The organism is Candidatus Anoxymicrobium japonicum (assembly GCA_002843005.1).
Lineage (GTDB): Bacteria > Actinomycetota > Geothermincolia > Fen-727 > Anoxymicrobiaceae > Anoxymicrobium > Anoxymicrobium japonicum.
Genome location: PHEX01000053.1, coordinates 1 through 11,749, shown reverse-complemented (window position 1 = coordinate 11,749; position 11,749 = coordinate 1). Strand labels below are relative to the sequence as shown.

The 11,749-nt window shown below is 54.9% G+C and carries 10 protein-coding genes and 1 tRNA gene; 7 read left to right on the top strand and 4 right to left on the bottom strand.

Features of this window, described 5'->3' with window-relative positions; translation table 11 throughout:
- Nucleotides 1-137: 137 nt before the first annotated feature.
- The 3 genes from CVT63_06135 to CVT63_06125 all read right to left on the bottom strand — a co-directional run bounded on the left by CVT63_06135 (nt 138) and on the right by CVT63_06125 (nt 2,147).
- Nucleotides 138-500: a hypothetical protein gene (locus tag CVT63_06135; GenBank protein PKQ27800.1), complete on the bottom strand. Its 363-nt coding sequence runs from the start codon at nt 498-500 to the stop codon at nt 138-140.
- Between the two features lie 60 nt (nt 501-560).
- Nucleotides 561-938 carry a hypothetical protein gene (locus CVT63_06130; protein PKQ27799.1) on the bottom strand — a complete coding sequence of 126 codons (378 nt, stop codon included), beginning with the start codon at nt 936-938 and terminating at the stop codon, nt 561-563.
- Nucleotides 939-1,013: 75 nt separating this feature from the next.
- The gene (locus CVT63_06125) at nt 1,014-2,147 is read right to left on the bottom strand and encodes a hypothetical protein (GenBank protein PKQ27798.1); all 1,134 of its coding nucleotides are present in this window, start codon (nt 2,145-2,147) and stop codon (nt 1,014-1,016) included.
- Between the two features lie 105 nt (nt 2,148-2,252).
- Between CVT63_06125 and CVT63_06120 the strand changes: the two genes are divergently transcribed.
- The 7 genes from CVT63_06120 (at nt 2,253) to CVT63_06090 (ending at nt 11,069) form a co-directional block, all read left to right on the top strand.
- On the top strand, nt 2,253-3,146 hold the full coding sequence (locus CVT63_06120) for a proteasome assembly chaperone family protein (protein ID PKQ27797.1): 894 nt from the start codon (nt 2,253-2,255) through the stop codon (nt 3,144-3,146).
- A gap of 94 nt (nt 3,147-3,240) precedes the next feature.
- Entirely contained in the window at nt 3,241-4,308 is a 1,068-nt protein-coding gene (locus CVT63_06115) for a hypothetical protein (GenBank protein PKQ27796.1), read from the top strand.
- A gap of 1 nt (nt 4,309) precedes the next feature.
- Complete coding sequence (locus CVT63_06110; protein PKQ27795.1) at nt 4,310-5,899, top strand: hypothetical protein; 1,590 nt, start codon at nt 4,310-4,312, stop codon at nt 5,897-5,899.
- Between the two features lie 8 nt (nt 5,900-5,907).
- Complete coding sequence (locus tag CVT63_06105; protein PKQ27794.1) at nt 5,908-7,056, top strand: exonuclease SbcCD subunit D; 1,149 nt, start codon at nt 5,908-5,910, stop codon at nt 7,054-7,056.
- The gene (locus CVT63_06100; protein PKQ27793.1) at nt 7,046-9,466 is read left to right on the top strand and encodes a hypothetical protein; all 2,421 of its coding nucleotides are present in this window, start codon (nt 7,046-7,048) and stop codon (nt 9,464-9,466) included. Before CVT63_06105 ends, CVT63_06100 begins: the two co-directional genes overlap by 11 nt.
- Nucleotides 9,467-9,555: 89 nt before the next feature.
- The gene (locus CVT63_06095) at nt 9,556-10,899 is read left to right on the top strand and encodes a TldD/PmbA family protein (GenBank protein PKQ27792.1); all 1,344 of its coding nucleotides are present in this window, start codon (nt 9,556-9,558) and stop codon (nt 10,897-10,899) included.
- A gap of 97 nt (nt 10,900-10,996) precedes the next feature.
- A tRNA-Ala gene (locus CVT63_06090) sits at nt 10,997-11,069 on the top strand.
- A 606-nt stretch (nt 11,070-11,675) separates the two neighbouring features.
- On the opposite strand, the gene CVT63_06085 is transcribed toward CVT63_06090, so the two are convergent.
- A partial coding sequence (locus CVT63_06085) for a hypothetical protein (GenBank protein ID PKQ27801.1) occupies nt 11,676-11,749 on the bottom strand: 74 nt, incomplete at its 5' end.

Here is an 11,749-nt window from a genome sequence, read left to right as displayed (position 1 = left end):
ATTGTCTTTTTCAGGTATTTCATTTAAATAGTTTATAAATGATCATCTGATTCTCATATATAAAGGCCGGCCATATTTCTCGAATCATGCCACACAGCACATACAACAAAAAGGATATAAGGACGTGAGGCGCATCGTCATCTTTTGATATATCTCTTCATTTTTAAGAGCATTCGGAATATGAATATGGCGACGACTACGACCCATACCGCAGTTATCGGAAGCGAGGCCGCAGGGAACGCGATCATGAATATTCCCGCCGAAAGAGTAACCGCACCTATGACGAAAAGGTTGTTGCCCGTCCATCCGGAAAGCCCATCCACATCGACGATGTCGGGCGACGACGTTCCGACGATGAAGGCCACCCTCTTCTTGACCCTGACGAAATAACCTGCGGCAAGGAGGGCTACGCCGAATATCAAAAGCGCGATAGGAGCGAGTTGCATGTAAAATGATATTAACGGGAAGGAATAAAAGACTTTGTCGGGAAAAACGTTCATACGGCATATCAGTAACTAAGCTTTTTTACTGTTCCGCACAACCAAATATCTTTTCAATCACTACTGACAACGGGCAGTAAAGCGGAATTTTTTGACCAGCTTCGAAACGTTGGAGCGTAGTCGAAGCTTAAATCTTATGGTCTTTCGCAAAGCTTCCCCAGATGTGACTACGAGCATGACCCGTATGGACTCGGTTTTTCCGGGCAATACGCAAAGGCGATCCGGATACATGACTTTTGCATACCACCCATTGCCCCCGACAGGCGCGAGTCTGCAAGATATATTGACGTATTTCTGCCCTGTGTTGGTTGCGCTGATCTCATACACGGCGCTTCGCGCTACACCACAATCTATCGTTTTCTTTCTGCCTCGGCGGCCGTTCGCGACGCTGTACCGGATGCTGCGGATGCTCAATGCGTTTTCGATAAGGTTCAACATGTGGGGCACCTTTGCATGAATACCTATCCGAAATGGAGATTGGGATTCAAATAAAAAGAATTGGAGTGGGAAAATTCACTCCTTATCGTGCGGCAGGGGTCTGATCCGTATGTTCTTTATGACGTCTATGACCAGTTCCTTTATGACTTCCATGTCAGCACGGGTCGTGGCGAAACGGGTATTCATCTCGTTGAAACGGGATTCAACGAGATCCATCATGTCGTGGTGGGCTGTGCAAACCGTCTGATTCAGGAACTCGTTTCCCCTGGTGAAGGTTTCATCAAGAGTTTCTGTGTTATTGTCGGACTGCTCTTGAATTTCCTTGGCGGACGCCGCGATGTCGGCGGCGAGTCTGTCGGTTGCCTTTGCCACGGCGGCATCTGTCGCCTTGGCATTCTTGTCGGATTGATCTTTGATCGCCTTTGCCAATGAGGCCGCATCCGCTGCGAGCCTATCGGTTGCCTTTGCCACGGTGGCATCTGTCGCCTTGGCATTCTTGTCCGTCTGGGTGGAGAGGTCTTTTACAGCCATTTCGACCTTCTTGCTTAGCGCGTCTGTGTTCCTGTCGGCTTGGCCGGAAAGTTCCTTTACCGCTCCTGCAACTGCTTTATTGAGTGATTCCGTGCCTTTCTCACCTGCCGCGGTCAATTTCCCGACTGCGAGCGCGAACTTGCCATCCAAACTCTTCTCTGCGTCCGTGACCACCGAAACGATAGAATTCTTGGCTCCATCCAGGCTCATCATAAGGTCTTTTAGGCTTTGCTGAATCGGCACGGGCAACTTTTTTAGGGTGTCGGCTTGGCCATCGAAGCTCTTTGCTACCGTCTGCCTAAAATACTCCATCTTCTCGCCAGTTGCGGCAGACGTTTCGGCTATCTGCTTGCCAAGGTTTGCACCAGTTTTCTCGACGCCGGAGGCTATGTTCTTGCCGATGGTTGTGTTCCCGTCATTGAGCGCTTTGAGAACATCTTCGAGTTTCTTCATCTCGCCCTTGGAAGCGCCGTCGAGTTGCTTGCCGACCTCACCCACCGCGGCTTCGAGGATCTTCTTGGTCTCGTCTATGGCCTGCACCATAAGGTACAGCACCCACGTTTCTCTCCCCCTCACTTCACCGTATACGCTTTTCTCGATCTTGTCCTGCATATCGGGCTTCTCGACGAGTTCCTTTGTCCTGTCCTTAACGAATTTATCGATGTCTATTCCAGCCATAAGAATCCTCCGTCAGGTAAATTGTCTTCGGTGGTTTAAATGTTTCTATGTCGGTCGGCAGATGTTTTTTCCGCTTGTGCGCGGGGTCGCGCCGGAAGATGAAACGTGCCGGGCGGTTCGTTTCGAGCGTTGCGCGAACGAAGTCCAGTCAAAACAGCAAAAACAAAAATGCAAGCTTTAAATAAGCCGCGGCCCAATATCCCAGGTGGTGAGATTCTGGACAAAAACGAAGTTAATGTCATCCTGTTTGAAGGGTTCGACAAGGCGGATCTGAAGGGAGCGACCGTCATCGGCGGCTTTCCGTCGATAGGCCTCGTCTCCACAATAGCCGCAAACTACCTTATCGACGTTCTTGGGCTGCGGCATATCGGCATACTGGACTGCCGCGACTTCCCCGCTCTTGCGGTCGTGCACGACAGTGAGCCGCTTGCGCCGGTAAGGGTATACGCAGGGAAGAAATGCCAAAAGAAGAAATCCGCCGAATGCGTAGTCGTATTTGTCTCCGAATTCCAGCCCGCGCAACAGCTCATGCGACCTATCTCGGATGCCGTTATGGACTTCGTGAAGCAAAACGGCTGCGACCTTATGATATCCCCTGAAGGCATAGTTCTCGAAGGGGCGCTGTCCGAGGATGAGGTCGTGGACGTATTCGCCATCGGTTCCACGGAGAAGGCGCGCGGGCTCTTGACCGAAAAAGGGATCAAGCAGTTCTCGAACGGCATAATAGCGGGCATATCCGGCCTGACGCTCACGAGGGGAAAACGGGAGGGTATAGACGCCATAAGCATGCTTGCCGAGGCGAATCCGGACTTCCCTGACGCGCGCGGGGCTGCCGCCATAATAGAAACAATAGCGAACCTCATAGACCTCGATATAGACGTGGGGCCGCTCTACGACGAGGCCGAGCGCATAGAGAAGCAGTTGATGGCTGTTCAGGCGCAGGCAAAGCCGATAACAGAACGCAAGACCTTACAATCGGGGCCGCAGATGTACGCCTGATTCTTTTTCCTTTTCCCGCCTCTTTGCATTGGGGGCGAGTAGTTTGACCGCCCTCCCCCATCCCATTTTAAAACAACAACCGCATTACGCAAGTATGCTCGAAGGCGAGGAGTTTCTTCGGACCGGATTTGCCGCCGGCAGGGAGATTGCAAAGATGGCCTGCAGGACAGGGCACGGCGTCGCCACTCTTCCGGGCTGGGAAGACGTCGCGGACTTCGATTTCCACCTCGACTTCGGCGAAAGCTCGCTGGTTTCTATCGAAAAGAGCGGCCTTGGTTTCAAGGTGGCGGCAGTCGACGGCGGCAGCGCGACTCTTCTCGATGCAGGACCGTTTCTAGTGGGCGCAAGACGCACGGGATACGTCGTCACCGATTCGGCATGCAACACCCTCTTTGGGCCGAAGACAAAAACCGTGGTGGAGACGTTCACCTTGAAGGAAGGCGGCCTGACTTACAGAAAGGCGTTTGCCAAAGCCTGCGGCAGGGAGCCGGGAAAAGGCTACGTTGAACTCGAAAAAATCAACGAGCGGCTAAGGGAACTCGAAGAACTCACGGCCGCAAAAGAGGCGGTCTTGTCCCTTGATGAAGGCGACCTGCTACTCATCGACGGCGCGCTTGGGGGGGATGCCTCGAAACCGGACGCGTTGTTTGCCGAGCTGTGCGAATCGGCCTCGTCGCGCAAGGTTCACATCGCCGGGGTCAGCAAGAGTTCGAATCTGAACATAGGCGGTTTTCCGCTCACCCGCTACGTAGAGCGGCTTGGGAGAAAATGGCTGCCGGGACGGGCGTGGTTTGCGGAAATCACGAAAAAGGGAGATGGCACGCGCGGAGAGGGCGCGCTTTCCCACCAATTCGGCCCGATATACGTGGCAAAGCTTGACGGGCTTTCATACGATGCGTTTAGAATTGACATAAGCGCGGGCGGAGGCGCGGATGCGGGGGAGGTGTTCGGCAAACTGGCGCGGCTATGCGACGATGCCGCATACCCGGGATACCCGTACCCTCTTGCGCTTGCTCACAATGCGGTCGCGTTTGAGCCCGACGACCTTTCCGAGTTGCGAAGCGTGGTTCAGAGGGGGGCCATGGAATGGGGGCTTTTGCAGGACGGCTGGGACGAACTGTTCTGCGGCTTTCATGACATTCTCGACATGAACAGGTGGTAAAATGGAAGAGGCGCGATGCGTAAGGGAGATAGGCCGCGTGGTCGGCAGAAACGTGACCGAAATACTTTTTCGTACAGGCTACTCCACGCCGATATCGGTGGGCGAAATAATCACGGCAAAGGACGGCGAGGCGGGCGACGTACATTATCTGCGTGTCATAGACGTGATGCACGGCAACGACGCCTTTTCAGGTTCTTTTATGGAAAGGACAGCGGGCAACATGATGGCAGGGGGGCATAACGAAAACGGCTACGTCCTGCACGACCGCGAGCGGCGCCTGTTCAAGCTGGTCAGGACCGTCCCGCTCGGATACGCGCCGGCAGGCGAAAACGGGGCATCCTTCAGAAAACCCAAGGTGCTGCCGCCCCACTTCAGCACAGTCCGGCGGGTTTGCGAAAGCGATTTCTCCTTCCTTGCGGGGCATTCCGGCGAGATAGAGATAGGGATGCTGAGGAGCGGCGAAAAAGTGCTGAACATCCCCATCGGGGTCGGCGCGAACGATTTGCCTTCCCACGTCGGCGTCTTTGCCACGACCGGCATGGGCAAGTCTAACCTGATGAAGACCTTTGCCGCATCCGTCATGCGGCGAGGCGGCTGCGGGCTGCTGCTCATTGATCCCCACGGCGAGTATTACGACGGCGGGGCGTCCGGCACACTAAAGGGTTTGCGGGACGCGCCGGGTCAGGATAATTTCGTCGTTTATTCTTCAAGGCCGTTTTCGGGCAGCTACAACAGGATAATGCTCTCAGCCCACGAAATAACTGTCGAGGACGTGGAAAACGTCTATCCCTTCTCGCAGGCGCAGGCAGAGGCGCTCTGGCAGATCTCCTCGCGCTACGGCCGTCGCTGGCTCATGGAGCTTGCCGACAGCGACATCAAGACGCTCGTGGACGCGTTCGAGCGCAAGATACAGGACGTCACCTTCGCAGTCCTGAAGAGGCGGGCCGAGAGGATACTCGGCTCGGACGTGGTGCACCGCGACGAGAAGGTCTCGGCGAGCGGGAGCATAGTGGAAGCGCTGCATTCCGGAAAGGTGGTCCTGGTCGACACCTCGAGCTTGTATAACGAGGAGGAGCTTCTTGTGGGCGCGGTTCTTGCACGAAGGCTCTTTGGGGAGAACAAGAAGGCTTACATTGATGGCAAGAGATTCCGCAAGCTGCCGCCCGTGCTTATCTCCCTCGAAGAGGCGCAGCGGGTGCTTGGGACTGCTCAGCAGGGAAACATCTTCACGAGGATAGCGAGGGAAGGAAGAAAGTTCAAGGTCGGCATCTGCGCCGTGACGCAGCAGCCCAAACTGATACCGAACGAGCTCCTCTCGCAGTTCAATACGATGTTTTTGCTCGGTCTTTCCGACGACGGCGACCGCAACATCGTCAGGGGATGCGCAAAACAGGATATCTCGGCTCTTGGAACCGAAATACAGACTCTTGAGCGGGGCGAGGCGCTGATAACTAGCCCGAGCGCGCCTTTCGCGCTACCGGTAAAGATACACCTTTACGAAGATTACATAAAAATTACGGCAGATGATGCAAAAATCGCGAAAAAGGCAAATGCCGTTGAAGACAAGACCATCGACGACGATTTCTACTGAGGCGAAAAATGACCATGCGAATACTCCACGTTGCGGACACCCATCTTGGCTATTCGACCTATCGGAAGGTGGACGGCGAAGGGTTGAACCAGAGGTGGACCGACGTCTGCGAGGCGTTCAGGGAGTTCGTGGATTTTGCGGTATCGCCGCCGGACGGAGTCAAGGTGGATGCCGTGCTGCATGCGGGGGACTTCTTTGATTCCGTCCGTCCCAGCAACCGGACCCTCGCGTTCGCAATAGAGCAACTGCTCAGGCTTGGCAGGGCAGGAATAAAGACGATAATAATCTCAGGCAACCACGAGACGCCGAAGCTAAAGGAGACGGGAAGCGTATTTCGGCTCTTCGAGCACCTGCCGAACGTGCATCCTGTATACAAGACTGCCGCCGAGACGATAGAACTCGGGGCCGGCGACCGCAGGGTGTTAGTTCACGCAGTCCCGCAATGCCAGACAGAGGAACAACTCATAAAGAATCTCGACTCGCTTGAGCCTGTTCCCGGTGCGTTCAACATCCTGCTTGCGCACGGCGCTCTCACCGGCATAGAGGAATTCAGGACAGGCGAATTCAACGAACAGATACTTCCATCCGGATACCTGTCTAAAGGTTTCGACTACGTTGCGCTGGGCCATTACCACAAGCACGTGAAGGTTGGCGAAGGGGCGTTCTACGCCGGGACTCTCGAAAGGCTGACCTTTGCGGAGGTCGACGGGGAAAAGGGGTTCATAGACATTCGCATATCGGGAGACGGTGCAGATATCGGATTCGTTTCGCGCAAGACCCGTCCGATGGTGAACCTCGGCGAAGTGGACTGCGGCGGTCTAGATGCGACAGACGTGCAGGCAGCGGTCGAGCGCAGGATAACGGACGAGGACGCAAGCGGAAAGATACTGAGAATCCACCTGAAAAACATCGCGCCTGCTATCTACCGCAACCTCGACTTCCGGAGCATAAGGGGGCGCGCGGAAGGTGCGCTGCATTTCGAGCTGAAATACTCCTCTTCGGCGGTGCAGGGGGAGGTTCAGGGCGGGGCATCGATAGGTTCTCTTGAAGACGAATGGCTTTCGTTTGTGGAAAGGACCGCAATAGAATCTGAAAGGGAGCGGTTAGTCGGGATGGCGCTGCATTATTTGAAGGGGGGCGACGGCGATGATGCTTAAGCGGCTTTCGCTGACAAACTACCGCAAGTTCGAACGTGCCGACATAGAGTTCGGCGACGGCATAACCGGCATAATCGGTTCGAACGGCGCGGGTAAGTCGACCATTGTCGAAGCCATAGTGTGGGCGATATACGGCCATCCTGCGGCAAGGACGAACAAGGAACTGATAAAAAGGCAGGGGGCTGGCCAGAACGAACCCTGCCGCGTCGTCCTGCAGTTCGAACTCGATGGGGACGATTACGAGGTGGTGCGGGAGATGCGGGGCAAGAACCTTGCGGCGACTGCGTCAGTCAAGGTGAACTCCGGCGTTGCGGTCATGCCGGGCGCGAACTCCGCTCTCGAGGCCACCGAATTCCTCTCGAAGAAAATAGGCATGGACCTCCAGCCATTCGTCACCTCGATAGTGGCAATGCAGAAGGAACTCGACGCCATTTCGAATCTGGGCGGCGCGAAGAGAAGGGAGCTCGTCCTGAGGATGCTTCGGATAGACGCCATAGACGAGGCCATAGGGAAGGCGAGAAGCGACAAGAGGGACAAGAGGAAGGAACTGGAGATACGCGGCTCGTATCTTCAGGACACTGAAGAGATAAAAAGAAAAATCGGCGAGGTTGGGGAAGCGATAAAGGCCGGCGACGCCGAACTCGACAGATTCAAAAAAGACGCTGACGACGCGAAAAACGAAGCGGATGCGCATTTTGCCGCAAAGAACGAACTGCAACGCGTTTACGAACTCGATTCGAAGTTGCGCGAACGGCTTGCGGTGGAACGTATGCGATCTGCACATCTCGAACAGCTTGAAAAGGAAAAACGGCTCGCCGTGAAAAACGCGCTTGGCGCGGCAGCGAAAACCGCATCTCTTGAAGAAAAACTTTCAAATTTCAAGGTTCTCGAGGCGAAAAAAACCAACCTGGAATCGCTGCGCGAAAAAAGCCTTCGGCGGTCTGCGCTTGAAAAAGAGGCGAACAGGGCGCTTGCCGCCCTCGAGGAAATCGGGCGCGAGGGCGAGGGTATATCCGCGCGGCTTGCCGTCTTTCGCAATCTCGACTCGCGGCTTGAAGCGGAAGCTGCCGGCACGAAAAGCGCAGAAGAGGAACTCGCGAAACTCTTCGAGACGGTTTCAAAGGCAGGATTTTCGCTCGATTCCCTCGTGCTGGAAAGGAAATCCGTTGAAGAGAAGAAGCGCAAGCTGGAGGAACTCGGCTCGAAAGGCAACTGCCCGACCTGCCTGCAGCCGCTTGGCGAACATAGAGAGATGATTTTGGCGGATCTTGCAAGAGAATGCGAACGCCTCGCGGAATCCGGTATTTCCGCCTCAAAAGAGTTGTCCGAACTCAAAAAACTCCGCGCGGAAAAAGAGGGGGCGCTTGTCTCAAGAAAGGCCGCGCTGGTTGAGTTGCAGGCGAACGCAAACGAGCGCAAACACCTGACGGAGCGCGTCAAGACAATGGATGGTCGCAGGGAAAAAGCCAAATCCGAACTCGATGCGGCACGTGTGGGGCTATCTGAAATCGGTGCCTGCGCATTCGACGAAGGCGAGTATGCCGGGGTGAAGAGCGGTTTAGATGCCTTAAAAGGGGTGGCCGAGCAGTTCGCGGTGCTGAAAAATGAAGAGTCTAAGATAGATGCGGCAAGGCACGAACTCGAATCTGTCGAAAATGACATCTCTGCTGCAAAAAAGTCCCTTGAAAAGATCACTCTTGAACTCAAAACGCTTGGTTTTGACAAGCAGGAATACGACCTTGCGATGAGGCGATACGAATCGGCGATTGGATTGCTTGGCGAACTCGGAATCAAGGTCGCCGGCGCAAGCGCAAAATCGGAGATGCTTGCAAGGGAAAAAGATGCGCTCGAAAAGAAACTCTCCGAGCAGGAGGAGATAAGAAAGGCGATAAACTCCCTTAGAAAAGAGATAACTCTCCTCGAACGGCTTGCCGGCGACCGGGACGCAGGCCTCCTAAACGACTTCAAAAGGCACCTCATATCCAGAATCGGGCCCCTTCTCTCGCGCTATGCGTCCGAAAGTTTTGCAAGGCTCACTGATGGCAGGTACAGCGACATAGAACTGGACGGGGACTACAACGTCCACATCTACGACGACGGCGAGCGGTTCGAACTCGGGCGGTTCTCCGGCGGCGAGAACGACCTTGCGAACCTCTGTCTGCGACTTGCCATCTCGCAGCTAATGGGCGAGAGGAACAACACCGATTTCCAGTTCATAATACTCGACGAGATATTCGGTTCGCAGGACCCCGAACGCAAGGCGAACGTCATGCGCGCGCTTTCCGACCTGACGGGCAGGTTCAGGCAGATAATCCTGATAACCCACGTGGAGGACGTCAAGGATTCGTTCGAGAGGGTTCTCACCGTAAAGGAAAACGCGGACGGGACGAGCAGCGTCGTCTCGGATTAGCCCCTTTTCCCAAAAAACTTTTTAATCGCCTCCATCTTTCACCCCCCGGTGGAAAACTGGAAGAAAGAATAATAGAAAAAGCGCTGAAGATGGGCGCATCCTACTGCGACATCCGCGTCGAGGAGTCGGACGGGCTTGACATCGAACTCAAGGACGGCGTGCTCGAAAAGGCGGTCTCCGGCAGGGAAAAGGGATTCGGCATACGGCTTCTCGCCGACGGCGCCTGGGGTTTTTACTCATCCAACCTCTTTTCGCAAGGGGTTCTTGAAAAGGGGCTGACGCAGGCGCTTGCGATAGCCCGCGCCTCCGCGAAGATGGGGGCCGAGAAGATAGAGCTTGCCGAGGTCAGGCCGGAAAAAGGCGGGGAACTCTGGAAACCGCGCAAGAACCCTGCGGACTACTCCATCGAGGAAAAGATGGCGGTGCTTCGCGACATGGACCGCGCCGTCCGGCAGTTTCCGGAGATAAAGAGCGTGACCACCGGATACGGCGACGGCACCTCGACCTCCCGCTTTTTGAGCAGCGAAGGCGCAGACGTCACAAGCGAGGTCACAAGAACCGTGGCGCAGGTCAATTTCATTGCCAGAAAGGACGGCGAGATAACGGGGAGAAGGGCGCGCATCGGCGGGACGCTCGGATACGAGATATTCGACATAATGGATCCTGTCGAAAAAGGGGTCGAAGCTGCAAAAGCGACGGTTGCCCTCCTGTCGGCGCAGCACGCCCCCGCAGGCACGTTCACCCTGGTTGCCGACCCCGACCTTGCAGGCGTTTTCGCCCACGAAGCCCTCGGCCACGCCGCAGAGGCGGATCTTGTGGTCAACGGGGAATCCATACTCGAAGGCAGGCTCGGGCAGAGGTTAGGCTCCGAACTCGTGACGATAGTGGACGACCCCTCGATTCCCGGCGCTTTCGGCTCTTTCCCGTTCGACGACGAGGGTTTGCGGGCGGAACGCAAGGTCCTTGTTGAAAAAGGCATACTGAAAACCTTCATCAACGACCGGTATACCGCTGCAAAACTGGATCTCGCTCCGAACGGCGGCGCAAGGGCCGAATCCTACGGAGTTCGCCCGCTTGTCAGGATGAGCAACACCTTGATACAGAACGGCGGGCTTTCCTTCGAAGAACTCCTGGAGGATATCGGAACCGGCATATACGCCAAGGGCACGAGAGGCGGCCAGGTCGATACCGCGAAGGGTTCGTTCCAGTTCGCGGCGCAGGAAGCCTACCTCGTCGAAAAGGGCGATATCACAAAACCGCTAAAGGACGTCTCGCTTAGCGGAACGATTCTTGGCACCCTGCTCAACATAGATGGCGTGGGCAACGACCAGTCGATGGGGGACCCCGGCTTTTGCGGAAAAGGGCAGATGGTCCCGGTCGGCGACGGCGGGCCTCACATCAGGATACGGGATGTCGTCGTGGGCGGGCAATAGTGGTCTGCTACGCGTCCCCCTCCCCATCTCCCTAATTCCGCTGCGAGCATACAGCAATCCTTATAACTATCTTTTTTATTCAAGGGTTTGCTCAGATGGGCCGGTAGATCAGCTGGAAGATCGCTTGCTTCGCAAGCAAGAGGCCGCGAGTTCAAATCTCGCCCGGTCCACTCGCTACGCTCGTGTCCCGGGCTAAGTCGCAAATTTCCGCAGGAAATTTGCTCCTCTCGCCCGGTCCATAAACTAACCAATAAGTTAAACGAACCAAGAGCGAGCGGGAGAGAACGAAGCCGCGAAGCGGATTCGTAACGAATCTCGCCCGGTCTACTCGCTACGCTCGTGTTGAGGAATTACGCAGTAATTCGAGATAAAACGAATCAGAACGATTCGTTAGTGTTTCGGGATGCTGGCTTGAACAGCGCTTCGCGCTTCGGTTCACGCCATAGTCGAGGAATCTTTGATTCCGATACAGGATGACCCCAAAGGATTCTGTCCATGTCGTAAGGCAAAGTCTTGTTCCTATCGCTCGATCTTTACGAGCAAAGGGCCGATAATCTAAGGGAGAGGGGGGTTTTCTGTGATATGCACCGCCCAAAATTGGAAACGAATGGAAAATAATGATTCATAAGAGTTATTGGCGATTTTATTAGGAAATCGCAGGGGTTTGAAGTTCTTGGTAAACCGGCAAATTGGGTCGTTTCAAAGAACCACCTTGCTTATCAAATCCAAATAGTCTATTATGAGCCTAGTTATCGGCTTTGGGACAGAATTCCTCATTAATCTTTGACGATGATCACATAAGCCCTTTTTCCGATGTATTTTTTTGGGACGTCGAGCTTTGCCGAGTTTC

Coding starts and splice junctions, on each gene's coding strand:
- CVT63_06135 (PKQ27800.1), bottom strand. CDS start 500: ATGAACGTTTTTCCCGACAAAGTCTTTTATTCCTTCCCGTTAATATCA.
- CVT63_06130 (PKQ27799.1), bottom strand. CDS start 938: ATGTTGAACCTTATCGAAAACGCATTGAGCATCCGCAGCATCCGGTAC.
- CVT63_06125 (PKQ27798.1), bottom strand. CDS start 2,147: ATGGCTGGAATAGACATCGATAAATTCGTTAAGGACAGGACAAAGGAA.
- CVT63_06115 (PKQ27796.1), top strand. CDS start 3,241: ATGCTCGAAGGCGAGGAGTTTCTTCGGACCGGATTTGCCGCCGGCAGG.
- CVT63_06110 (PKQ27795.1), top strand. CDS start 4,310: ATGGAAGAGGCGCGATGCGTAAGGGAGATAGGCCGCGTGGTCGGCAGA.
- CVT63_06105 (PKQ27794.1), top strand. CDS start 5,908: ATGACCATGCGAATACTCCACGTTGCGGACACCCATCTTGGCTATTCG.
- CVT63_06100 (PKQ27793.1), top strand. CDS start 7,046: ATGATGCTTAAGCGGCTTTCGCTGACAAACTACCGCAAGTTCGAACGT.
- CVT63_06095 (PKQ27792.1), top strand. CDS start 9,556: ATGGGCGCATCCTACTGCGACATCCGCGTCGAGGAGTCGGACGGGCTT.